We start from the raw sequence: 23,276 nt of genomic DNA on the forward strand, positions 1-23,276 counted from the left end.
CAATTAGGACCAAATGCTCTGGCTGGCCCGGGCCGAAAGGCGCTTAGGGTCGCGCCGGCCCTATCCCGTTCCCTCGGATGAATGCGGCATCCCCTATCCCATGATTGCTCCGTTCGGCGGCTTGATGTTCGCCCATTGAAGGGCGATGCCAGCGCATGCAGCCTGCATATCGGCGCGGAGTAGACCTTGCCGTTGAAGCCATCGAGCGTCTGGCATAGAGCCTGCTCGGGCGTCGCTTCCGCCTCGAACGGATGGTCGCGCAAATAGGCGGAACAACATGCGCTCGCGGAAGGTCGTCGCGGTGTGGCCTTAGCCGTTCGCGCCATCGCGGCATCTCTCGATCGAATGAGGAAATTGCGGACGTGACCGATACCCATGGTGACTCGGATCGGCTTTCGATCCCGCATCCGTCGAGGAAAACCATCTACGCGGCCCTTATAGGCAATCTGTTGATTGCAATGTCGAAATTCATCGCGTCCGCGTTCACCAACAGTTCTGCGATGGTTAGCGAGGGGGTGCACTCGTTAGTCGACACCAGCAACGAAGTGCTGCTTTTGCACGGCCTCAACCGTTCGACAAAACCGCCGGACGATAGTCACCCCCTTGGGTACGGACGAGAACTCTATTTCTGGAGTTTCGTTGTCGCGTTGCTTGTCTTTGCCCTTGGTGCCGGCATTTCCTTCTATGAGGGCATAACTCACATTCTCAACCCGGCATCCATAGAGAATGCAGGCGCGAATTTGGTTGTCCTAGCTCTTTCCGCGGTGTTCGAAGGCTATTCCTGGCGCGTCGCCTTCAAGAAGCTCAGGTCATCCAAAGGGAGAAGCAATTACCTGCAAGCAATCCGCCAAAGCAAGGATCCAACCACTTTCACTGTGCTGCTGGAAGACTGCGCCGCATTAACTGGCATTGGTATCGCCTTCGTCAGCATCACCTTGTCTCAGCGTTTGGATATGCCGATGTTGGACGGGCTTGGCTCGATATGTATCGCCATCTTGCTCGCGTTGACCGCATATTTCCTGGCGCAGGAATGCAAGGGATTGCTGATCGGAGAGCGTGCCGCGCCGGCCGTCGAGGCCGCGATCTCAAAGATGGCAAAAGAGGATCCCGCCATTCAGCAAGTCAACGGTGTGATCACGGTCCATATGGCGCCGGACCAGGTAGTGGCGGCGCTCAGCGCGCACTTTCACGACGAAGCAAACGCCGACGATATTGAAGAATGCGTCGAACGCCTGGAGACGAGGCTAGCCTCCGAGCGCCAGGAAGTCACAACACTATTCGGGAAGCCACAAACGGGCCGGCGATGGAGCGGCAGCGGCCCTTCGGTTCCGACCAGTCCGTAATCACCCCGTGATGGCGGTTGGCATTCTGCTTCCCATCGGCGTCGATCGATGACTATTTTCGGAACATCGCCTCGCAGCGCTCGTTTGGTGCCATACGCATCTGGAAACGAGGAGTTGAAGCCATGCCAACACCGAGCGGACATACTGACGCCATCCGTGCCTCACGCGTGATCGGCACCAAGGTCTACAATTCGGCTGGAAAAGACATAGGAACGATTGAAGACGTCATACTCGAAAAAACCGCCAATGGCATCATGTTTGCCGTCATTTCGTTCGGCGGTTTTTTAGGGATCGGCGAGAAGTATCATGCGATTCCTTGGTCCCTGCTGGATTTCGATCCCAATCGGGGAGGCTATGTCGTGCCCTATAGCGTCGAGCAACTCAGGGCAGCGCCGGCATATTCTATTGACGAACTGACCACCGACGATGGTAGGCCGGCTCGCGAAGCTTCCTTTGGCTACTGGCATGTCGAGCCATACTGGCAGTGAACTTCATGCACATTGCGCCGCAAGACGCACGCGAGGCAACTGGTGACACGCAAGTCTCGCGCAAATGCTTCCAAGAAGGCGGCAGTCGAGCATCAAGATTGCAATGCGATGGAAGGAAGCAGCTGCGCCCAAGACGTCGGCCGGTGACGATCTTGCCCATCGCACGGAGGGGAACCGTGCCTTCGACAAAAACCGCCACCGCGCATCCCAGGATGGCGATGAGCCGCTGGATGACGAGGGAGAACTCGTCACTTCACAAAATCCGTCGAAGCGAGATATCGACGAGCCGTGATTAGGCATTCGTCCGTCAACTTGCCAGCGGTATTGTCAGCTGACGCAATCCGGGAATTGGCGAGGATCAAGCGACGAGCAAGAGCCGCAAACTTCGGGGAGAAAGCAAACGGCTGGCCCGCGACAGGAGCGTAAGCCAGCCTCCATTGTTGTTACCGACAAAAGACTGGAGCAAGCGATGCCCGGAAGTAGAACCCGTGATAGCAAGTTCGTATCCTGGAAAGTGTGAGAACACGAACAATGCGCGCAAAAACTAATAAGCCAAAGCGGAGCTGAAGCGATCGGCTGCTGAACGCAGGTCGGCAGTTCTCCTGTTGCGTGCTTGCCAAGTACAGCTTGGACCTCCTACCATTTCACTGCGAATCCAGTTTTGTCGGACCAATCAACTCTCGGCTTTCATGGTCTTTGCGATCTTCAGCAGCCTTTCACGGTCATGCCCGTGTTCCCGGATGAGCTCGCGCGCCTGTTTCGGCGAAAGATCGGTGTTTTCCGCCAGGAAACGCACGTTCGGATCATCGCCGCCCTTGGTGGGCAGCTTTTGGTCATGCTGCGCATCGCCCGCACCCGGACGAGATGAGATTTCGCTTTCTTGCATCATCTTCTCCTTCCGACATGAACCAAGCTTCTGAAAGAGGAGTGGTTCGCAGTAGTAATATGGACCGTCCACGTGCGCATACCGGAGTACGGTATCAGCCGGTCAGCTTCTGTTTGATCTTGGTCACAATGCCAACGCCCTGGTCGGTGCCCATGAAGCGGTCTTCTATCTCGGCCCATTGCGACATCTCGACGATGTCCTCGAAATTCTCCAGGGACACGCTTCGCTCAGGATCCATGGCATCTCCCTCACGTAGACCGTCGAGCGCCTCCTGGATCGCGCGAACCGCCCGGAACAGAACCGAGGTCGGGTAGAGGATCATGCTGAAGCCGAATTCATGCATCGATCGCGGCGAGCGCCATGGGGTCTTGCCGCCGCCCTCGAGAATGCTGGTGGCCAGCGGCACGCCCTTGAAGGCGGCACCCACTTCCTTTAGCTCCTCGACGCTGGTCGGTCCTTCGACATAGATGCCGTCCGCTCCCGCATGGAGGTACTGCTTGCCGCGCTCGATCGCGTCGGCAAGGCCGTTCGGCTCGGCGGCATCGGTGCGCGCCATAATGAAGAAATCGGGATTGCACCGCGCTGCCACCGCGGCGCGGACTTTCTCAACCATTGCCTCGGCCGGAATAACGCGCTTGCCCGCCATATGGCCGCAGCGCTTCGGCGGCTGCTGGTCCTCGATGAACAGCGCCGAAGCGCCGATAGCCTCGTAGCCACGCACCGTCCTGGTGACGTTCTTCACATCGCCATAGCCATCATCGCCATCGACGAGCACCGGCAGGCTGCAGGCATCTATGATCTCCTTGGCTTTCGCATGGTTCTCGCCATATTGCTCCAGGTCGATATCCGGCACACCATGCATGTGCGCGGCAAGCGCAAAGCCGCCGATTTGGTAGGCAGGAAAGCCGGCGCGCTCGATGAGCCGGGCGGTGAGAGCATCCGGAGCCGATGGCAGGATCAACGGTGAGTGGCCATCGAGCACGGATTTCCAGGAAGGACCGTCGGCAGAGCGATTGAGGCGCATCGGGTGGAGACTCCGCGGCAACTTATTCGGCATTCTCTTCGTCCTTGCGCCGCGAAACTTCTTCTTTGCGGCGCAGTACCTCATCGGCGCCCAAGATGTTCTTCGTGCGGCCGTAGATGGCGGTCGATACGACTGACGGCGAATCGCTCGCCGGGAAACTGTCTTCCAGGCCCGACTGCAACTGCTCTTCCAGAGTATCCGGATTCTCGGAACGCCCTTCCGTGCGGCGACCTTCGATCTCTTCGAGAGTTTGCTTGGCATAGGGATGCTCGCCAGCTCTGTGCACCGATAACACAATGGGCTCGATCGCGAACTCCTTCATCGCGTCGGTATCCGGCGTGATGACGCGGGTCTCCTCGACGAATGCACAAGAGATCTTTCCAATTGCTCCAGTGCCTCCTTTCCCTCGCGCTCCGCTAGCATCACCGTTAGCGAGTTGATGAGGGCGGGGCCGAACGTCGGATAAGCTTCCATGCTCGTCTGGTCGCTACGATCAATGCAATCAACCTGCTTAGACATGTGAGCTCCAGCAGTTGCAGACGTGGTCATCTGGATAGGCTCGGGCTAATTCGCGCCATGCAAATCAACCGGATAAGTTCGAACTGGTTCCACTTCGACGAGGTCGACGAGCGGCGTTCGTACGAAGGAGCCAAAGCGACTTTGCATTGACCGCGAGCCGAGTCGATGCACTAGGTGCCTACCGGGGATGGTGAGGAAGCTGCGGCTTTTTCGGCTGCTTCGGCGCATCGCTTTCTGAAATCTTCCACCTCCGCTTCCGTGAGATGTTCGATGCCGATGAAGTCGTTTTTTGCGCGACCCGATCGAATGAGCTCATCGAGCTTGGCCTGTATCGCCCCGCCGTTACGGTTCTGAGTGTTTTGAATCAGAAAGACCATCAGGAAAGTAACGATGGTGGTTCCGGTGTTGATAATCAGCTGCCAGGTCTCGGAATATTGGAAAAACGGGCCGGCAATGGCCCAAACGACCAGCGAAAGGAGGCTCAAGGCGAAGGCCCATTCCCGTCCTGCGGCGTAGGCGACAATCTCCGCGAGCCAATTGAACTTTTTTTCCATGTTGAACTCCGATCTGGGCCTGCCCTTTTTTTGCGCGAGACGCTCAGGCGCTGGCAATGATGAACGCGGCGAAGGCATGCAAGTTTCAGCAGCTCGAACGAGCGCTCGGGATTCTCGCTCTGGGGAAGATTAGGTGCGGACACCTGGCTGGCAGAACACGATATCGGACGACAAGAAGTTGGCGTGATGAATGGCGACCTCATCAGGATGGTCAAAGCCCGCGCGGCGGCCGCGGCGGGTTCTCCTACTACGCCAAAACCGGTTCGAATTCACCCGTAGGCGCTGCAGGCTGCAAACACCTGCACCTACGATCCGGGTCCTGAGTTCCAGAACGACCGCTACAACGTTTCGCCTTCATAGGACCGCTGGACTAGCCGATTTCGAAGGATCGCGTGCCTGACGATCTGCGCCGCGAAATCGAGCAGTTCTTCCTGTCATCGTGCTGGGTTCTGCCAAGGCGACGCCGCAAGTGCCCACTCTGTTTAAAAAGGGATGAAGAGTTTCTCGGGGAAGGTAATAACGACACGTCGATTGTCGTCTCTCATATTTTGATGAGTGCCCACCGAACGATCGCGACCCCGGCCGGCAGACCGGAGCCGCATCGCCAAGCTGGACCTTGCCAAGCAAACCGAGCGTGTATCGGGCGCCTTACGCGGCCGACTGCATGGCCCGCTTGTTTGCACCGCTTTCGCCAAGCTTGGTAAGTGTCTCGTCGGTAGCGGATTCCTCCTTGAGGGTTTCGCGCAACAAGGGCAGGGCGTCTTTCAGCCCCAGTTCCTCCGCCCAGACGATCAGCGTGCCGTAGCGCGCCATCTCGTAATGTTCGACCGACTGGGCGGCCGCTACAAGGCCGGCGTCGAGGGCCGGCTCGTCCTTGTATTTCTCGAGGATTTCCGAACCTTCTTCGATAATGCCGTCGATCGCGGGACAGGTCTTGCCCCGTGCCGGCTTGCCCAGCATTTCGAAAACCTGCTCGAGCCGATCGACCTGGCCTTCCGTCTCGTCACGATGCTTTTCGAAGGCCGCACTCACTTCTTCCGACTGCGCCGCGTTGGCCATCTTCGGCAGCGTCCTCAGGATCTTCTTCTCTGCATAGTAGATGTCTTTCAGGCCGTCGACGAACAGGCTTTCCAGGCCGTTCGCCGCGCCGGACGAACTTCTCTTCGCCATCAATGTCTCCTTTGTTCGATTCCTTGAACAAAACAAAACCAGCAGGACCAACCGATGTTCCCGGCGCAATATTTTGTGACCGCGGTCGACAGGACGAGCCGAGGTGCGGGCGGATATCACTTCGGCGGGCCCTTACCGGATGTAATTTGGTCGAACATGCTGAGTGCGGCGCTTGGCCCGGCTTGCTCAAGCAGACCCTGCTCGGTGGCTACCTTCTTGAAGGCGGCAAAGGCGATTGCCGGGCGGCAAATCCCCTTGGTCGCGTCGTCCACTAGGCGGGCCGCTTTGAGATAGGCTGCTGAGTCCTTGCTCTTCCATGTCCCGCCAAGAGCCTTCTTGGCGTCGGCGATCGATGAAACCACCATCTTACCGCCATTGGCGAAATGGACAGTGAGCGGCAGGAATCTGCTCAAGGCTCTTTCGCCGTCCTAAGCATTCGCGCACGCAGCGGGCGGGCTCGACGCAAGGCAGCGATCAGGGCCACAGCCGAGCGATAATTGGTCCGAAAGCATTTCATGACGCCATCACATAGTTGAGATCGCATAAACGAAAATGCTGCAGGGTAGTTGCATCCAGCCGACCAAGCGGCGGCCAAAAAATGGGCTACTTGTTGCGCCGGCCGGGTAAACGACGCGGGACGGCTGACCGCCGTGGTTACGGACTCAACAGACCTCGCGACCAATGCCTGGACCGGCTTTGGGAACAGGCGGAACGGCGACTTGCCGGCGCGACAATTCGGCTGACGGACGGCGCCAGATTTCGACATCCCGGAGCCCCCTTCCTCCAAAACAGTGGTCGGCGGGCACCCATCGCAGTCGGCTGCGTTCAAGCTTAGTCTGCGTGCTGAGATTTTCGCATGCTGCCGACCGCGAACCAGCACCTGCGGAGCGACACCAACCTTTTCTGTCCGCATGCGTTGTCTTTCGAAAGCGAAGGAGAAACCGATGCCGACGAAATCCGCCAAGATGACTGAATCCGCAACTCCGATGAAACCCGCCACACGGACCAACTCGACCTCCGAGCAGGCAGCAAGCAAGCAACGCAGCGTCCAGCGTAAGGTCGACGCGGCCGATCATACCAAGCCGAGTGGGAAATCGCAGGGGGCGATGCAGGCTGGAGCGCGCAGATATCCGGTGCCACCGTTCCCGAAGCAGCATCATCCGAAGCCCGGCGAGGAATGGGCGGTCGAGCCGGCACCGCTCTATGATGCGCCATTCTGGCAGGGATCGAACAAATTGGAGGGCCAGGTGGCGTTGATTACCGGCGGCGACTCCGGTATCGGCCGCTCTGTGGCCGTGCTGTTCGCCCGGGAGGGGGCGAATGTTGCCCTGGTCTACCTCAGCGAGGACCGCGACGCGAAGGCGACAAAGCGAGCGGTCGAGGCCGAAGGCAAGAGCTGCATCACCATACGCGGCGACGTTGCCAAGCGGACCTTCTGCCACAAGGCGGTGGAACAGACGTTGAGAGCCTTCGGCAGGCTCGACGTGCTCGTCAACAATGCCGCCTTCCAAGTACATTCATCCGATTTTGCCGAGCTTACGGAGCAGCATTTCGACACCACTCTGAAGACCAATCTCTATGGCTATTTCCATATGGCGCAGGAGGCTGTCCCGCACATGAAGCCGGGCTCCGCGATCATCAACACCGGTTCTGTCACCGGCATTGAAGGCTCCAAGGATCTTATCGACTATTCGATGACGAAGGGCGGAATCCACGCCTTCACGCGGGCACTTTCGGGCAATCTCATCAGCAAGGGCATCCGGGTCAATGCCGTCGCGCCCGGGCCGGTATGGACGCCGCTCAACCCATCCGAGAAGGAGGCGGAGGACGTTTCACAGTTCGGTGCCCAGACTCCGATGAAACGGCCCGCTCAGCCCGAAGAGATCGCTCCGGCCTATGTATTTCTCGCTTCGGCGCAATGCTCCAGCTACATTACCGGCGAGATCCTGCCGATCATCGGGGGCTATTGACCACGCGGGGACGTCATAAGCTAGCAGCGCTTCTCGCTGTACCTGGTGTCCGGCCTGACGCCTGGCGGCGCAGGCGCTGATCAGCCGAAAAGGCTAGCAGCCGCAGGAACGAGAAGCGGAGTCGACAGCCATCCCCCGCAATGGTGAGACGCGGAAAGGTGCGGCAGTCTTCAACACTGCAGCGGCGAGCCGAAGCCGCCGCCCGCCGACGACAAGAACGCAGCGCGCCCCCTCCGACTGTCCGCCGACTGGCAGCAGCATGCCTGCAGGCAAGCCGGGCGACCCTGCCGCCGCAGAGATCGAAATAGGTTTCGGAATAATCCGGCTCCTTGTTGACGCCGACCAGCCGCGCCAGCCGGACCTAGTGCCAAAGAGAGCAGGGCGACTTTTCCGGCGTTATGCCCTGGCCAATGAAGCGGCAGTCGAGCTCTTGTCCCATCCGGGCCGCTCGTCAATTGTGGGCAAGTGCGTGGCAAGACGTCAAGCATCCGAGCCTGCGGCTCCCCGTCCCAAATAGACGGTGAGCGAAGAGCCGCCGCTCCAGGTGTCCGTCAAACCTGAGTCCATCATCTTTAAGGTGGAACTAATACACGGCTTTGCAGTTTGGCCCCTCAGCGGCGTCGACTTGAGGGGCCGTAAATCGAAATCCGATGGGCCGCGCTCCCAAGCCAGGAGCGGGAGAACGCCGTCAGGCGTACGCCGGATCGGCAAGGTAAATCGGCTCCAGGTCTTCTTCGCTTCCCTTACCTGGCGTTTGGAACGAAAGCCAATTCGGCGGATTGGTATTTCGTCTCGACAATATAGGAGGTCGCTATGGGACGCGGTATATTGCTTTGGCTGCTCGGGGTTCCAATTCCGATCATCATTCTGCTCATGCTGTTCGCACGGTAGGAGCGTCAGATGAACTCCACAATTACTGAAGTTGACGTTTCCGGCGCAAAGGAGTCTTCATCAACCGCCGTAAGCTGGGGCCCGATCATCGCGGGTGCTCTCGCTGCATCGACGCTCACGATCATTCTCATGCTGGTCGGCTCCGGACTTGGGCTGACGATGGTTTCACCCTGGACTGGTGCAACTGCGTCGATTGCCACTTTCGCGGTCTCAGCCGCGGTTTGGTTGGTCGTCGTACAGTGGCTCTCGGCCGGCCTCGGTGGCTATCTGACCGGCCGCCTTCGGACAAAATGGGTCGGCGTCCATGATGACGAAGTCTATTTTCGCGATACGGCACATGGCTTCCTTGCCTGGGCGCTGGCAACGCTGCTGGTTGCCGGCGTCCTTGGCTCCGCTCTATCCGCAGCGGTTGGCGCGGGGGTGCAGGCGACTTCCAACGTCGCATCGGCTGCGGCGGCGGGAGCCACATCTGCGGCCGCGAATGCGGGCGGCACGGCTGACAGCAACAGCCTGGGCTACTTCGTCGATGCGCTGTTCCGTCCAGCTGATGCCGGAGCCGTCGCTCCGGCTGGACAGAACGATGCCGGTTCGACCGCGCAGGCATCGCGCATCCTAGTAGTGGGTGCCGCTAGAGGCGAGGTGTCGGCCGACGACAAGAGCTATCTTGCGAAGCTGGTCGCGTCGCGCACCGGGCTTTCACAGGCCGATGCAGCCAAGCGCGTCGACACCGTCCTCGCTGGCATGGAAGATGCCAAGAACAAGGCGAAGGCAGCCGCCGACACGGCTAGGAAAGCAAGCGCCACTTTTGCGCTGGTCGGCGCCCTGTCGATGATCGTCGGCGCCTTCATCGCCAGTGTCGCGGCGACGCTTGGCGGGAAGCAGCGCGATGACGACGAAGCGCATTTGGTTCGCGGCTGACAGCCACGCCAGGAGCCTGGGTGTCCGGAGCGGCTCGAAGCGTCGGGCCGCTCTGGTCTTCGCCCAATGCAATTCCAAATCGAACCTCGACGCAAGGCACGATCAGTGCCGGTCTTCCGCTATCTTTCGAGCGGCGGAACACGCCGATTGGCCGAGGTGGCGGCGCCACCGAGCAGGGAGGCGATCAGCGACGAACCTTTCGATGCGCTCTCGCAGCCGAGTATCGTATCACGCTTGCCGGCGGAATCTATGAAGCGAGGATAGCTGACTACGTCCGGGAGGGCCTGCGCCAAAGCGTGTCGCCTGAATCCGTTTTGTCGCCATGCGCTTTGCACGCGGCGCTCTCCGCCTAGTGCTTCCGCTTTCCGCCGTCCGGAGCCTTGCGCCCCAAAGTCTCCTGCGCTTTGCGCATTAGCCGTAGCGCTTCGTCCGGAGTGAGGCCGCATTTCCGGGCGAAATAAGCCGCCTCGGAAGCTTCCGATCGAGAGGCTGTCGCTATGGCCGACAGGGCAGATCTCGATTTCTTCTTGGCCATCGGTTCACCTCGCGGTGAATTGTTTAGTTCAGTTAATAACGTTTAGGTCAGTTAAATAACGTCGTCGTTGTTCGACGACTTGTAATATCTGCGTTGCCAATGCCGCACGCCACCCTGGGGCTGCGGCATCGTTCATTCAAGGGCCCGGTCTACCAACCTTGACGGTTCGCCCAGTCGTCGACGTCGCGGCGCACACGATCCTTCTCGATGCCATAACGTTCCTGGATTATGCCTTCGAGCTGGTCGCGCTTGCCGGCGATGCGGTCTAGGTCATCGTCGGTGAGTCTGCCCCACTGCTCCTTGACCTTGCCTTTGACCTGCTTCCAATTCCCTTCGACACGATTCCAATCCATGGTCCAAAGCCTTCTATGGTTTACACTTGATACAAACGGCGGCGATGTCCGAGGGTTCCTGCAGAGAGCGCCTTTATCACGAATTATAGAGGCAGCGGAGTTGGCGGCCACCAGGCTCCATTCTCTTGGCCATTGGCAAGTCGTCATCGGCTGGTGATCAGCCTGATCGCCATCTCCTTTGGCCCGCCGACGCGCTGACAATCGTGCTGCTCCGGCATCACTATTCCGCTCAGGCCTGGTGCTGTTCCGCGCCGAGGCTGACGGCGCTTTGGCATCGGGACCTTCACACAACGCTATCACGCGGGTGGCGATGCAGCGGTGGGTGATGATCCCGACCAGCCGGACGCTCTCACCCACAGCCACCGCTCCTGTGTCGAGCTTGCTCATCATTCGCATGAGGTCGCGGATTGACTGTTTGGGATTCGCGACGGTGACGTCCTCTGTCACGCAACTGCCGACTTCCATGGCCGATCCCTTTCTCAATCGAACCGGGCGCAAGTGACGATAAACGACCTCAGGATTATGGGCGCAAAAGCCGGAACACGAACATCTTTGACGGCCTCATGACGGCAGCGGTTTTTGCAACCTCGGCTGGTTTCGTCGCGAGTTGGTTTCGGTTGGTGGGGCCTCAAGATGGATCGTCGGTTGTGACTCTTAAGCAAGTTCGTTGCGGGTAGGAACGATCCTGTTTTTCGCGCATTCTCCATGATCATTATCCGTCAACTGTCGCCATAGGGGTCCGAATCGTGTTTCCCAAAGGCCATGCCGCGCCTGACTGCGAGCCGGGAGAAATCGCCGTCGCGGATCTTATTCCCGCCTTGCGAGCTTTTGCGCGCAGCTTTTGCCGTGTGCCCGATGATGCCGATGATCTGGTTCAAGAGACTTTGACCAAGGCACTTGCGAACTTGGACAAGTTCGAGCCGGGAACTCGCTTGAAGTCGTGGCTTTTTACCATCATGCGCAATACGCATTACACACGGGTCAAGGCGGCAGCCAGAGAAGCGCCTGGGTTGCTTGACTGTGCATCCAGTCGGCCGGTTTCGGAAGCCTCGCAGGACTGGTCCATTCGGGCCAAGGAAGTCTACCAGGCTATCCAGAAGCTTCCGGAACATCAGCGTGAAGTATTGATGCTGATCGGTGTTTTGGGCGTCAGCTACGAAGAAACAGCACAGATATGCAATTGCGCGGTCGGAACCGTCAAAAGCCGTCTCAACCGCGCGCGTGGAAGCGTTCTGGAATTTCTTGATGAAAGCTCATCCCAAGCGCTAGTTGAAAGACGCGACCATCTTCTGGAAGATCACTGGGGCAAAAGTGCTGACAGGTATCGATGAAGTCTTGCGTCAGTTCTGCGTTTTGCAGCGACGCTTTTGGATCAGCGCATTTTGCAGCTCAATCGCGAGCTTGATCAGGCGGTCAGGAACCTTCTCCTGCTCGATCGCGGTCAACAACGACGCAATCTCCTGGTCTATGGTCAGGCTTGCCTGATTGGCGAGATCGCTCGAACGAGGCATGACATTCTCATAGCAAATAGGGTGCCATCGAAATTGAGTGAGACCATAGACAGCCAAAGTTTGCAAGTCGCGTCCGGCCGCCGATCGGCTTCGTCTCCGCACTAGATTGTGGACAGAGCAAAACCTTCTGCCTTAGCCCAATACCCGATCCGTTAGCGCGCCTGTCAAGTCTTGAGAGGGCCACCATAAGCTCGGTCTTCGGGAGCCGGTTTGCAGCATGGTACTGATACTGACCGGACTGGATCCGATCGCTGTCGAAGCCGCGTTGCTTTCTGTGCTGTTTCTTGTCCCGCTTCGACAGGATGTCATTTTCGCCAACTATGTCGTAACCTTCGTCATCGCTCGGGCCCGGCGCCTTTGCCCTCAGCGCCGCGGCCCATCTTGCCGCCGGATGCCATTCTCCTTCTCCCGGAGCTGCCAGCTTCCGCACAAGTGGTCTGGCGCCCGAACTTCGGTGCAACCGTTATGTTCCACCGGTACGACGAATAAGAAAGGCGGTGCCGTCCCAATGACGGAAAGGCATCTCGCTATCGACGACGATGTCCATGGCGCAGGCTTGGACGATCCGGCGGATATCGGAGGAAGCGGCGGCGGGCGACATCCGGTATGAATAGTTGAGAATTGCCGCCATGCCTCCTGGCCGCAACACGCGTGCCATTTCGATAAAGTGCTGCTCGGCGACGCCGGCGAGTACCAGGTATGGGAAACTGTCTACCGCCAACACGCCATCAAAACCGGCGTCGACGAATTCGCCGAGGTCGAGGCCGGAGGTCTTGCGGAACTCCACGTTGCTGAGCCCGGCGCACCGTCGACGCGCGGCGGCGATCATCTTGGTCGAAATATCGATGCCCACAATATGCTTTGCCTTCGTGTGGAGGGCGCATTCGAAGCGGCCAATGCCGCAGCCGATATCGAGAATTCTCTTGTCCCCACCTGAAAAGCCTTGTCGCTCCAGCCAAGCAGCGATCTCGGTCGTTGTAGCCGAGAGCTTTTCCTCGTCACCAAGCGAGGAAAGTTGAACGCTGGCCGCCGGAGAGATGGCGACAGCCTCGTCAAAGCAACTGGCCAGCCGGCGCACCGTCATCTCACCCGTTTCGCCACTCGGGCGGTCGTGGCACACGGAAGCTGCCGTTGACCGGAGATCGTTAAAGGCATCCACGTTGCGAGCAAGAAGCATGGCTATGTCCTCGAGCCAGCTTCTCTGCCGGACAGCGCTTACACGCATGTCCAGTGCGACCTCCGCCAATACTGCCGCACGAGTATCCGTCTTGACGGCCAATCTGGCGACTGCGACTTCGGGGGACAGGTCTTCTGTCATGCACTTCCTTAGAACGTGCCTGGCGACCATAATTTCCTTGTTTGTCGCGCTCACCGCGCACTCCGAGTCCAAACCCTTTGCGCCGTCCATCGGTCGACCGCTCCCCAGCCATATTTGTAGCTTTCCCGGCCGCGCAGAAAGTCGAACTCTCTCGCGCCGTCCTGATGGGCCGACACGATGGCTTCGCCTATCAGAATGGTACCGGGGTTCTCGTCTGCGTAAGCGGGGTCGAAGCCGCCGAGATAAGCATAAGCGCGGTCGCGGTGGTGAAAACCGTAATAGGTGCCGACGACAGCATCATCGATTTCGATCACCCAACACCGGGCCAAATTCTTCGCGGCGAGGCGCGGCAAGGCCTCGCGATGAAATCGGATAGCGCTGTCCGTCAGCACGCCGTCCCCTTGTCCGGCCCACCGAGCGCTGTGCAGACGGATTAGCTGCCCGAGAAACATCTGCGGAGCGGCATCCGCCCGCTTGATCGTCACCCGGCCTTTCCGTTGCGCTGCTCTCAAAGCGCGACGTAACTGGCGTCTCCGGCGCGCGGGAACCGAGCATGTAAGCGCGTCATCGCCAACTAAAGCAAGCACGGGGCAGGCGGCATGGGTGGCAGACAGGCTCTCTTCCGTATTGGGCAGCACAAGATTCAGGGATGCGGCCTCAGTCGGAAGGTCCGGCAGAATCCATTGCGACCATTCGAGCGAAAGCACAGTTTCGGCAATCAAGGTCCTTACGGCTTCTTCGAACTTGGGCGCGCAAAGAACATCAAGGTAGTCGCTTAGCGATATCCCGATCGGAAGCAGGCGCGAACTGGAGCCGTTCCGTTCGAGGTAGAGTGGTGCCAGGCCAACGAGTTCACTTCCACTCCATACGGCGATTGCCGAGAGATCACCCGGCGCGAATGTCCGCCACCACGGCACGAGCCAGGCGGGCGACTGGAAGGGCGTGGCACAGCTGCATTGCAGCCACAGCGGCCACCAATGCGGCTCGAGTTCGTCGAGCGCACCGTGGTGCCGGATGATATCGGCATGAAGCGCGCTCACCGAATGGCCTCCAGCCGTGCGCGGGAACCGCCGAGCTTGGCCAATGCCCGATAGGCATCCAAATAGGCCGAGATCATGCGATCGAGCGAGAAGCGATCTCGAGCTACGCGCAGGCACGTTTCGTTGTCGAGGTCGGCCGAAGCGTTGATAGCTATCGCCATCTCGTCGATGCCATTGACCAGAAAGCCGGTCTTGCCGTGCTCAACGACGTTAGGCAGGGCACCATTCGGGAAGGCTACGACAGGCGTGCCGCAGGCGAGCGCCTCCATGGCAACAAGCGAGCTCGTCTCCGCGGCAAGGCTCGGAACGACCAGGCAGCGGGCGGCATTGAGAAGCCGCCGCTTGGCAGAAAAACCGAGCGGTCCCAGGAAGCGGCGGCGCCTATCAAGTCGAGGTTTCACCTCGTCGGCGAAATACTGGGCGTGTGTCCGGTAGGGATAGAGTTGTCCGCCGATCGCAAGGGGTACCGCAGCGCGCCTGGCGGCTTCAATCGCCAAATGGATGCCTTTTTCCGGGCATATCCGGCTCAGCACGAGCGCGAAATTGCGCCGCGACCGCTGCTCATGCAGGGCATCGACATCGACGCCATTTGGAATGGGCGCGATCAGTCTGGATCCGGGCGGCGCGGTCTCTTGCTGCGCCGCCGAAACCGCGTGCAGCCACAGGTCCTCACGGGCAGGGGTCAGCACGTCGGGCGCATACCAGGCGAGCGGCAGGTGCAGCGTCACGAGAGTGGGGCCGTCGTTGGGGAGATAGGCATCGAAATCGATGCCGTGCAGGTGAACGACATCGATCGGCCAGCGCGCCCGGGCGGCAGCGATCGCGGCGCGATGCACGCACTGGGCACGGCTCTTTGCTGTCTCGTCGAGTGGGCCTGTTTCGGCAGGCGTCTCGACCAAGGTCCCAGCTGCGCTGGAACCCTGGCAAGCGACGACGATGGAATGATGGCCCTGGCTCACCAGCGCACGATCCAGCATCGACAGGACCTGCTCGGCGCCGCCGACCGCATCGAGCCCGACAGGCGCAAGCGGATAGGCGACGTTGAGCACGGTTAAACTCATGGCTGATCGAGCCGAAGCTCCTCATGCGCGATAGCTGCGGCTCGTAGCCACGTCGAGGGTTCGAATCCCAGCGGCAGCGATTGGTAGTAGAGTCTCCCGTTATTGGGCAGCGCGCGGAAGTCATAGGCGGGCGCCAGACGGAACCGCTCGATCGACCCGAAGAACGGTGCAAGTGTTTGTCGCTGCGTCTTGTGACTGGCCAACATGGTCTGCTTAAGCTGATAGGCCGATTCGGTCAGGCAGACCTCAATACGATCCGCTCCCGGACCATCGGCGAAATCCTGGAAGATCGGACCCTCCGGCCCTGCGGCATAGAATGCCATTTCGACGATAGTTGGTGCTGGGCACAAGTCGCGGCGCAGCACATCGCATGCGGCATGAACCGCGAAGGCCGTGGCATCGTGGTCGGGGTGCCCTCCTTCAAAAGGATGCGTGCAGACGAAGCAGGTCCCCGCGGCGGTAAAGAGACAGGCCAGCTCCTGCGCGATTGGAACGAGATGCATGACCGCTTCCATGTCAGGATAGTCGAGGCCAGTCAGGTTGGCGCAGGAGACGCCCGCCGCAGACAACGCGGCCTCCAATTCCATGCGGCGGGCACGTGCGTAGTCTTGGCGCACCTCGAAGCCATGGACTCGCGCGTCGGCAAGATTGCGCGGTGCTCCGTCCGTGACATGCACAATCCGGCACTGAGGCAGCCCGGCAAGATGGCCGCCGATGCCAATTGTTTCGTCATCGGGGTGTGCCACGACGATCATTATACCGGCACCTCGATCGATGTCGTTGCCGGTCAGCCGTGCGGCGAATTGTGCCAGCAGATTTGGTGACCAATCGGCGGATGGCATGGTGAACTCATGCGGCCGAGACGCGTCGCATCGGCACTGCGGTGCTGCTAACGCCAGGTGCGTAGCGGCGCAGCATGCTCGCGCAGAATTCAGCGAATTCTTCGGGCGCCTGTGGCGGGCTCGTGTGATGAGGCTGGAGGCCCCGGTGTTCGGGCGTGAAGCAAAAGGTGACGGTGACGTCGAAATCGGAAAGGGCTTCCATCTGGCGGTCGAACCAATCGAGAGCATTCGGCCGGAAACTGTCGGCCCAGGAAAGGCCCGTTCGCAGATTGGTGACGCCCAGCCGCTTCATCCATGCCACGGCGTCGCCCAGCCGATGATCCTCGAAATGGAACCATTGGACGAGACCCATTTCCGGAGTGTGGCGCAGGAACTCCCTAATTGCTGGCTTGGTCGTGCCATCCTCGCGCAGCAAACCCATGTAGAAATGACGGTAATAAGAGGAGCCTTCCACCTCTCGATGGCGCGTGGTTGCTCCCCACGCGTGAGGCAAATCATAAAGGCTATACCATTGGACGCGGGGTGCTTTGCCACGCAAAAGCTCCGCAGTCCGCCGCAGGCCCCAGGCCTGGACCTCCTCCGCTCCGAAACTCGATACGCCCGCTTCGCTAACCCAAATCGGCAGATCCGTGACTTGCGCTATCTCGTTGAGCTTCTGCGGCCACTCGTGCATCTGCCAAAGGTTCCAGTCGAGCGGGAAGCCGTGCACGGCGACGGCATCCACCTGGTTCAGCACGCCGTACCCCTTCATCAGCGATATGAACCCCGCGTCGATGGGCGAGATGCCGCCGAGGACCCTAGTGATTGCCGGATTTTCGGCGGCAATCGCGTCGGCTGCCAAGATGGCCATGCGGGCGAAACGGCTCCAATCCGGATCGAGCTCGGGATCCCAATGCGACTTGTTGTTGGGCTCATTCCAGATCATCGCGGCTTCAATCATCATTTTGTCCTTTCGAGGGGTAGACCGCGCTTTCACCGGTCGGCTCACCGGACGCGCGGCAGAAATAGACTTCGTCCTCTGGGCGAAGCAGGATCTCAAAACCGGCACTGCGCAGCATCGCCTCGATGCAGCTTCGGTTCGGGATCCACCAGTTGGTTGGGTCGTCGGCATAGCGGTGCTCGATGAAATGCAGCTTTGGAAACTCGGGTCGATCGAACAGATCTTGCGTCCAGAATTGATAGTTCTCCTCAACTGCGAGCACTTCGGTGCTGCCGCGCTGCATCGACTGGAAGATCATCAGATCCCGCGCGACGTGCTCGCGGATGAGGTCAAGCGCCAGCAACGGGTGCCGCAGATGATAGAGCACGCCCATGAAGAGCACGATGTCAAAGGTCTCGCCGAGCGCGCCGACGTCGTAGACTGACAGGTTGCGGAACTCGATGTCGCAGCCCACGATTTCGGCAGCAAAGCGCGCCTGCGTCAGATAGTCGGCATCAAAGTCAATGCCGAGTACGCGCTCGGCGCCACGCCGCTTCATTTCTATGGAATAGAAGCCGGCGTTACAGCCGACATCGAGCACGGACTTGCCGGAAAGGTCGGCTGGAAGCGAATCCGCGAATTTACGCCATTTGATCAAGGGATAGTTGCCGAGAAAATGATTGGGCGCCGTCTGAACGCCCGCCAGTTCCATGTTGTGGAACCAAGGCCCCAGCGCATCGATGCGGCGGCGTATTTCCGCAGGGGAATGCAGCATGATCAGCCTCCATTGCGTGGCAAGGACGGGGCTTGCGAGCGGATCGCCGATGCGGGCATTGGCGTCCCTTCGGGGGTGTTATCGCCTTCAAGCAGCCGGAGGGCCGTCCGATAGCCGTTGAACGTGCCGACATCGACATACGCCGAGCCCGCCTTGATGCCCCAGGCTTGCCCCCCAACGGCCAGGTACGCATTGATCAGCGTTCCGAAATACTCGTCGCGGCCATCCCGCGCGCGCCAGAGCGCCGCGAGCCGGTGAAAGGTACGGCCCGGCATTTTGAAAGCACCCCAGATCCATTCGGAGGCTGCGTTTCGTTGCTTGACTTGGATCTCCCGTACCCTGCCATCTAGATCGACGACTACGGCGTCGAAAAGCTCCGGCTGATCCACGGGAAAAAGGAGGAACGAAAGACGATCATCTGGAAGATGGCAAAAACCGTCCTCGGGGAACCAGATCGTGTCCGGTAGACCGATCAGCACTGTCTCTTCTGGCGCAACGAGGGGGGCAGCGCGGAAGATCGCGTCGCAAAGGCCGGTCGGAGAGGGCTGTGCCACAAAGACCGCGACCGCGCCCTCATAACCGGCGGCATAGTATTCGAGGATATCCGACTTGCCCGAGGCAATGATGAAACAGATCCTGTCGACGCCGTTATAAACCATTCGGCGCACAAGATACTCGCTGACCGCGCAGGGACGTTCGGTTTGCCCGTCCATCCGGCTGCCCACCGGCAGTAGCTCCTTGGAAAAACCCAGCGGTTGAATGCGGCTGCCGCGCCCTGCGGCAGGCACGATACCCAACATCAGACGGCTTCCTTCATCCGTTCGTTTGCTCGCGCGCCCGCCGCACCATTCAAAATCCGATCCAGCTCCGCAGCCCGGTGCGCGGATGTGTGTTCGTCGAGAACGCGCTCGCGAGCTCTGCGGCGCAGCACCTCGAGTTCGCCGTCCGACAGACCGAGCCCAGCGACTACATCGTCAGTGGAATGTGCAAGCAGGATCTCGTTGCCGGGCTCCAAGAAACTGTCCAGGCCCGGCCAATCATCGGAAATGATCGCGGCGCCGCAGGCTGCCGCTTCAAACAGTCGACCCGAGGGGCACCAACCATTGCGCGCCATCGCCTCGCGGGTGACGTTCAGGGTTAGGCGTGACGAGCAGAAAAAGGCCGGGTGGTCGGCAGGTGGCAGATGCCTTACGAAGAAGATGTTGTCGCTCCAGGGAAAATCCTGCGGATACTGCGCACCGCCTATGATGAAGCGGCGGTCGGGCATCTGGACGGCCGGCGCGACCAGCAACTTCTCGACACCCGCCTGGCGATCCTCGGCATAGGTCCCGAGGTAAGACACATCGCCGGCAAACTCGCCCCTGGATGGTGCCGGCCGATGGCGCTCGGGATCCACATGACCATAGAGCGGCACAACGAGACGCGCGTCCAGCATCGTCTTTAGTGCATCGAGAGCCGGGCCACCGGTGTAGCTCAGCACGAGATCGAAATCGCGAAGGCCTTCGGGACCGAAATAGGGCGGTCTGTTGCCTTGCTCCATGCGCGCGAGCGTCACCGCGGTATCAAGATCATAGAAGACCTTCAGCCCACGACATCCGTCCTGGGCGAGTCGCGACGCTTCAATGGCATCCGGGCAGTATGAGGTGACAATGACAGCATCCGCTTGCCGGACCGCGACTTCCGCAATCTTGGCAATTTCTCCCCAGCTGGGATACAGCACCACGTCGCCGCCATCGAGATGGCTGAGATCCCTTGCGCCGGCGTAATAGGGCGTGTCGCGCTCGAAGAAGCTGATACGCCAGCCGAGTGGCGCCAGCGCGCGTATCAGCCCGCGCCAGAGCGTGGCGTGCCCGTTTCCCCAGGAGGAAGTGACAGTGAGACCGAAGATCACCATGCGCATCGGGCAGCTCCCGTCAGGCGACTTCGTTCAGGCGAATGAGCTTTGAGCCCCAGTCGCCATGGACAATGGTGGTGACCGAGGCGGGCTCAATGTCGAAACGGAAACAGTCGCCGAGCTGAAGGCCAAGGACCTTGCACACTGCAGCCTTGATGACGTCCGCGTGGCTGATCAACGCGACGCATCGGCTTGGGTTTTGTTGACGCAGCGCATCCATCAGGCCGATAACCCGATGCTGCGTACCCTGCATCGTCTCGCCGCTCGGCGTGCGGGCGTTCTGTCGCCGATCGTTCCACATCCGCCAGGCAGCATCACCATTCAGCTCTTCGAAAGTCTTGCCGGACCATGCGCCGAAGTCGATTTCGTCCAATTCCTGGCGGATCGAGATCCGCTCGATGCCGCAGGCGGTGGCGATAGGTTTCGCGGTTTCAAGCGTGCGCTTGCGTGGGCTGCTAAAGATGGCGGCAAGCATTTCCCTCGCCATGCGGCGAGCCAGATGCTGCGCCTGTGCCTGGCCGGCTCGACCGAGGTTGATATCGTCCAGGCGGCCAGCCAGACAGCGGCCGACATCGTCATGCACCGCATGCCGCACGAGGAAAAAGGTTGTGGTCATTCCGCTGCATCGAGCATCGGCTCGTCCCTGCCGGCGATGAAGGCGAGCGTCCGCAGGCGGGCTTCGGCGTCGGTGAACTGCTCTGGTGGCGATTTCATGAAATAACTGCAAGGCCCGGTAAGCGCCCCCGCAATGCCGCGGTCGAGGGCAAGCTTGGCGCATCGCACGGCATCGATCACCACGCCGGCGGAATTGGGCGAATCCCAGACTTCCAGCTTGAGCTCGGCATTCAGCGGCACGCCGCCAAAGGTCGTGCCTTCGACACGGATATAGGCCCATTTGCGGTCGGTGAGCCAAGGCACATGGTCGCTGGGCCCGACATGGATGTTGCCGGGTTCGAGCGGAACGTCGATCTGGCTGGTGACCGATTGCGTCTTGGAGATTTTTTTCGATTCCAGCCGCTCCCGCTCCAGCATGTTTAGGAAGTCCGTGTTGCCTCCGAAGTTGAGCTGGTAGGTGCGGTCGATGCGTACCCCGCGCTCCCGGAAAAGAGTGGCGAGCAGCCGGTGGATGATGGTGGCGCCCACCTGACTCTTGATGTCGTCGCCGACCAGGGGCAGGCCGCGCTCTTCGAAACGCCGACACCATTCCGGCCGTGAAGCAATGAAGACCGGTATGCAGTTGACCAAAGCACATCCGGCTGCCAATGCGCATTCGGCATAGAAGCGGGCGGCCGCTTCCGATCCGACCGGCAGATAGGATACCAGGACCTCGGCTCCCCTTTTCCGAAGGCTTGCGGTCACATCGGCGACCGGCTCCTCCGCTTCCTCGATTTCGTCGCGCAGGTATTTGCCGATTCCATCGAGCGTCGGCCCCCGTTCCACGCGGACGCCAATCGGCGCCACATCGGCAAAACGGAAGGTATTGTTCGGCGTGCTGTAGATTGCTTCGGCCACGTCGCGCCCGACCTTGCCCTTGGCAACGTCGAAGGCGCAGACAACCTCGATGTCGTCGACATGATAGCCGCCGAGATCGGCATGCATCAGCCCCGGGATAGGCTCATTGCCTTTTGCCTGGCGATAGTAGGTGAGGCCTTGCACAAGGGAGGATGCGCAATTGCCAACGCCGACGATGCCGATGCGAACCTTTTTCGATGTCACGAGAGCGCCGCCTCTGCAGTTGGAGGTAAGTTCCTCGCTGCCGAACCGGGAGCAGCACGGAATGTTCCCAGCAACACAGAAAATTGCGAAGCCGGATCGCTCAAGACGGTCTGCTTCGCCCATGCTCCAGGATGGCCAAGCATCGCAACGCGCTATCGACGGTCAAATCTTTCTCCCGGCCAGCATCACGCCCGATGAAAAGCTAGCGCTATTCTGGCTTCAACTGACCTCTCGCTCTGTCGGCGATCACCTTTAGCTCGCCAGTCAAGGCGGCTTCGACCGCAAACGCCTTGGAAGGAAGTGCACCAGGATCTTCCTGATGATTTTAAACCTGCAACTCGTTTTCGATTTTCTCAAACAGGTGTTCGGGATTGGTGGAAATTCGGGCGGCTTCAGTGAGCAGCAAGGTGACGACTACGCGCATTGCGCTCAGCCGGCCCTCAATTTGCTCGGCACGAAGATCTGACATTCGATTTCCCTTTTTCGGAAAGGCGCAACGCGGCCACTCGTCCCGATCCAGGCTCTTTACGATGACCGGCAAAGGGCATGGAACCTCGCCCAAGCACGAGGTGCTGATGATCGCCGCCGCTCCTTTACTTGTGCTGTCGAGACCGCTCGGCGCGATGATGTGCGCGGTTCAGCCCACCACACGGCGGCACCTCGCAACCGCGGTGCGACGGCCGTTCGTGCGAATGACATGGCGGAGCCTGACAGAGCCCGCCTCCGCGACGATCCTGCACGGCCTCGCCATCTGGCTATGGCATGTTCCAGTCCTGTTCAATGCCGCACTTGCAAGCGAGCCGGTGCACTGGCTGCAGCATTTCAGCTTCCTCGCAAGCGCGCTGCTCTTCTGGTGGGCCTTGCTCAACGGCCGCGCACGCCGCAAAGGTCATGGCACATCGGTGCTTTATCTGTGCTTCACCTCCATGCACTGCGGCCTGCTCGGCGCGGTTCTGGACCTGTCAAAAAACAAGATCTTCGTCGCAAACGCCTCGGCCGCGTCGCAATGGAGCTTGACGGCGCTCGAAGACCAGCAGCTTGGGGGCTTGATCATGTGGATGGGCGTCAGCACTGTCTATTTGGCGGCCGCGTTGGTCCTGGCTGCGCTTGGGATCGGAAGCGGATCGCTCGTACAGACGAAGACCGGCGGCAGCGCGAATTCCGTTCGAAAATGATGCTGAACCTGGCCTACGCAGTCCAGAGATTAATTATCGCGCACGTCCGGCATGGGTCATCGAGGCTCAAAGTCGACCCATGAGTGCCATGATCACGAGGATGACGACTATGACGCCGAGCAGGCCTGAAGGACCATAGCCCCAACCCTTCGAATATGGCCAGGCCGGGATCGCGCCAATCAGCAACAGGACCAGAATAATAATGATGATTGTGCCGAGGCTCATGTCGGTTCCCCTTCACTGATGAGGTAGTGCTCGAGCCCGCGACTGAGTTGCTCATGCGCAGGCTTGTGCGCCATTTCATTGAGCATCAGGGGCTTAGTCCAGCCTGCGCAGCATGTCAGCTTCCTGCTCGAGGATGCTGACGACTTCTT

General features: G+C 59.9%; 27 protein-coding genes and 1 pseudogene. 8 read left to right on the plus strand and 20 right to left on the minus strand.

What is annotated here, in order from left to right:
- The first annotated feature begins 362 nt into the window (after positions 1-362).
- The 3 genes from RFM68_RS31270 (at position 363) to RFM68_RS31280 (ending at position 2,123) form a co-directional block, all read left to right on the plus strand.
- Entirely contained in the window at positions 363-1,343 is a 981-nt protein-coding gene (locus tag RFM68_RS31270; RefSeq protein ID WP_320236824.1) for a cation diffusion facilitator family transporter, read from the plus strand.
- A gap of 122 nt (positions 1,344-1,465) precedes the next feature.
- A complete protein-coding gene (locus RFM68_RS31275) occupies positions 1,466-1,831 on the plus strand; it encodes a PRC-barrel domain-containing protein (RefSeq protein WP_320236825.1) in 366 nt (121 codons plus the stop codon).
- A 103-nt stretch (positions 1,832-1,934) separates the two neighbouring features.
- Positions 1,935-2,123, plus strand: a complete 189-nt coding sequence (locus RFM68_RS31280; protein ID WP_320236826.1) for a hypothetical protein — start codon at positions 1,935-1,937, stop codon at positions 2,121-2,123.
- 381 nt (positions 2,124-2,504) lie between these two features.
- On the opposite strand, the gene RFM68_RS31285 is transcribed toward RFM68_RS31280, so the two are convergent.
- From RFM68_RS31285 to RFM68_RS31310, 6 genes are all read right to left on the minus strand, one after another.
- A complete protein-coding gene (locus RFM68_RS31285; protein ID WP_320236827.1) occupies positions 2,505-2,717 on the minus strand; it encodes a hypothetical protein in 213 nt (70 codons plus the stop codon).
- A 94-nt stretch (positions 2,718-2,811) separates the two neighbouring features.
- Positions 2,812-3,741, minus strand: coding sequence for an isocitrate lyase/PEP mutase family protein (locus tag RFM68_RS31290; RefSeq protein WP_320236828.1), 930 nt, complete (start codon positions 3,739-3,741; stop codon positions 2,812-2,814).
- A gap of 22 nt (positions 3,742-3,763) precedes the next feature.
- The gene (locus RFM68_RS31295; RefSeq protein WP_320236829.1) at positions 3,764-4,063 is read right to left on the minus strand and encodes a hypothetical protein; all 300 of its coding nucleotides are present in this window, start codon (positions 4,061-4,063) and stop codon (positions 3,764-3,766) included.
- Between the two features lie 367 nt (positions 4,064-4,430).
- Complete coding sequence (locus tag RFM68_RS31300; RefSeq protein WP_320236830.1) at positions 4,431-4,814, minus strand: low affinity iron permease family protein; 384 nt, start codon at positions 4,812-4,814, stop codon at positions 4,431-4,433.
- A gap of 648 nt (positions 4,815-5,462) precedes the next feature.
- Positions 5,463-5,984 (minus strand): YciE/YciF ferroxidase family protein, encoded by a 522-nt coding sequence (locus RFM68_RS31305; protein ID WP_320236831.1) that lies wholly within the window; start codon positions 5,982-5,984, stop codon positions 5,463-5,465.
- 116 nt (positions 5,985-6,100) lie between these two features.
- Positions 6,101-6,397, minus strand: coding sequence for a DUF982 domain-containing protein (locus RFM68_RS31310; protein WP_320236832.1), 297 nt, complete (start codon positions 6,395-6,397; stop codon positions 6,101-6,103).
- Positions 6,398-6,970: 573 nt separating this feature from the next.
- Between RFM68_RS31310 and RFM68_RS31315 the strand changes: the two genes are divergently transcribed.
- The gene (locus RFM68_RS31315; protein ID WP_320236860.1) at positions 6,971-7,954 is read left to right on the plus strand and encodes an SDR family oxidoreductase; all 984 of its coding nucleotides are present in this window, start codon (positions 6,971-6,973) and stop codon (positions 7,952-7,954) included.
- Between the two features lie 900 nt (positions 7,955-8,854).
- Positions 8,855-9,763 carry a hypothetical protein gene (locus RFM68_RS31320; RefSeq protein ID WP_320236833.1) on the plus strand — a complete coding sequence of 303 codons (909 nt, stop codon included), beginning with the start codon at positions 8,855-8,857 and terminating at the stop codon, positions 9,761-9,763.
- 684 nt (positions 9,764-10,447) lie between these two features.
- Here RFM68_RS31320 and RFM68_RS31325 read toward each other — a convergent pair.
- Positions 10,448-10,651, minus strand: a complete 204-nt coding sequence (locus tag RFM68_RS31325; protein WP_320236861.1) for a CsbD family protein — start codon at positions 10,649-10,651, stop codon at positions 10,448-10,450.
- A gap of 318 nt (positions 10,652-10,969) precedes the next feature.
- Positions 10,970-11,116, minus strand: a pseudogene (locus tag RFM68_RS33555) (CBS domain-containing protein); the annotation flags it as partial.
- A 281-nt stretch (positions 11,117-11,397) separates the two neighbouring features.
- Between RFM68_RS33555 and RFM68_RS31330 the strand changes: the two are divergent.
- Positions 11,398-11,982: a sigma-70 family RNA polymerase sigma factor gene (locus RFM68_RS31330; protein ID WP_320236834.1), complete on the plus strand. Its 585-nt coding sequence runs from the start codon at positions 11,398-11,400 to the stop codon at positions 11,980-11,982.
- Positions 11,983-11,991: 9 nt separating this feature from the next.
- Here the strand turns inward: RFM68_RS31330 and RFM68_RS31335 are convergent, their stop codons facing one another.
- The 11 genes from RFM68_RS31335 to RFM68_RS31385 form a co-directional block, all read right to left on the minus strand.
- Positions 11,992-12,162, minus strand: coding sequence for a hypothetical protein (locus RFM68_RS31335; protein ID WP_320236835.1), 171 nt, complete (start codon positions 12,160-12,162; stop codon positions 11,992-11,994).
- A gap of 463 nt (positions 12,163-12,625) precedes the next feature.
- On the minus strand, positions 12,626-13,480 hold the full coding sequence (locus tag RFM68_RS31340) for a class I SAM-dependent methyltransferase (protein WP_320236836.1): 855 nt from the start codon (positions 13,478-13,480) through the stop codon (positions 12,626-12,628).
- Positions 13,481-13,530: 50 nt separating this feature from the next.
- On the minus strand, positions 13,531-14,520 hold the full coding sequence (locus RFM68_RS31345) for a GNAT family N-acetyltransferase (protein ID WP_320236837.1): 990 nt from the start codon (positions 14,518-14,520) through the stop codon (positions 13,531-13,533).
- The gene (locus tag RFM68_RS31350) at positions 14,517-15,581 is read right to left on the minus strand and encodes a glycosyltransferase (RefSeq protein WP_320236838.1); all 1,065 of its coding nucleotides are present in this window, start codon (positions 15,579-15,581) and stop codon (positions 14,517-14,519) included. The genes RFM68_RS31345 and RFM68_RS31350 overlap by 4 nt, the downstream gene beginning before the upstream one ends.
- The gene (locus RFM68_RS31355) at positions 15,578-16,423 is read right to left on the minus strand and encodes a PIG-L deacetylase family protein (RefSeq protein ID WP_320236839.1); all 846 of its coding nucleotides are present in this window, start codon (positions 16,421-16,423) and stop codon (positions 15,578-15,580) included. Before RFM68_RS31355 ends, RFM68_RS31350 begins: the two co-directional genes overlap by 4 nt.
- A 7-nt stretch (positions 16,424-16,430) precedes the next feature.
- On the minus strand, positions 16,431-17,363 hold the full coding sequence (locus RFM68_RS31360; RefSeq protein ID WP_320236862.1) for a beta-xylosidase: 933 nt from the start codon (positions 17,361-17,363) through the stop codon (positions 16,431-16,433).
- Positions 17,356-18,117, minus strand: coding sequence for a TIGR04290 family methyltransferase (locus RFM68_RS31365; RefSeq protein WP_320236840.1), 762 nt, complete (start codon positions 18,115-18,117; stop codon positions 17,356-17,358). Before RFM68_RS31365 ends, RFM68_RS31360 begins: the two co-directional genes overlap by 8 nt.
- Before the next feature lie 2 nt (positions 18,118-18,119).
- Positions 18,120-18,917, minus strand: coding sequence for a sugar phosphate nucleotidyltransferase (locus RFM68_RS31370; protein WP_320236841.1), 798 nt, complete (start codon positions 18,915-18,917; stop codon positions 18,120-18,122).
- Positions 18,917-20,017, minus strand: a complete 1,101-nt coding sequence (locus tag RFM68_RS31375; protein WP_320236842.1) for a CgeB family protein — start codon at positions 20,015-20,017, stop codon at positions 18,917-18,919. The genes RFM68_RS31370 and RFM68_RS31375 overlap by 1 nt, the downstream gene beginning before the upstream one ends.
- A 13-nt stretch (positions 20,018-20,030) precedes the next feature.
- A complete protein-coding gene (locus tag RFM68_RS31380; protein ID WP_320236843.1) occupies positions 20,031-20,627 on the minus strand; it encodes a histidine phosphatase family protein in 597 nt (198 codons plus the stop codon).
- Positions 20,624-21,727, minus strand: a complete 1,104-nt coding sequence (locus RFM68_RS31385) for an inositol-3-phosphate synthase (protein WP_320236844.1) — start codon at positions 21,725-21,727, stop codon at positions 20,624-20,626. Before RFM68_RS31385 ends, RFM68_RS31380 begins: the two co-directional genes overlap by 4 nt.
- A 319-nt stretch (positions 21,728-22,046) precedes the next feature.
- Here RFM68_RS31385 and RFM68_RS31390 point away from each other — a divergent pair, with 319 nt between their 5' ends.
- Positions 22,047-22,193, plus strand: a complete 147-nt coding sequence (locus RFM68_RS31390; protein ID WP_320236845.1) for a hypothetical protein — start codon at positions 22,047-22,049, stop codon at positions 22,191-22,193.
- A 64-nt stretch (positions 22,194-22,257) separates the two neighbouring features.
- The gene (locus RFM68_RS31395) at positions 22,258-22,902 is read left to right on the plus strand and encodes a cytochrome c oxidase assembly protein (protein ID WP_320236846.1); all 645 of its coding nucleotides are present in this window, start codon (positions 22,258-22,260) and stop codon (positions 22,900-22,902) included.
- 66 nt (positions 22,903-22,968) lie between these two features.
- On the opposite strand, the gene RFM68_RS31400 is transcribed toward RFM68_RS31395, so the two are convergent.
- Entirely contained in the window at positions 22,969-23,127 is a 159-nt protein-coding gene (locus RFM68_RS31400) for a DUF3309 domain-containing protein (protein ID WP_320236847.1), read from the minus strand.
- Positions 23,128-23,276: the final 149 nt, after the last annotated feature.

The organism is Mesorhizobium montanum (assembly GCF_033977145.1).
GTDB lineage: Bacteria > Pseudomonadota > Alphaproteobacteria > Rhizobiales > Rhizobiaceae > Mesorhizobium > Mesorhizobium montanum.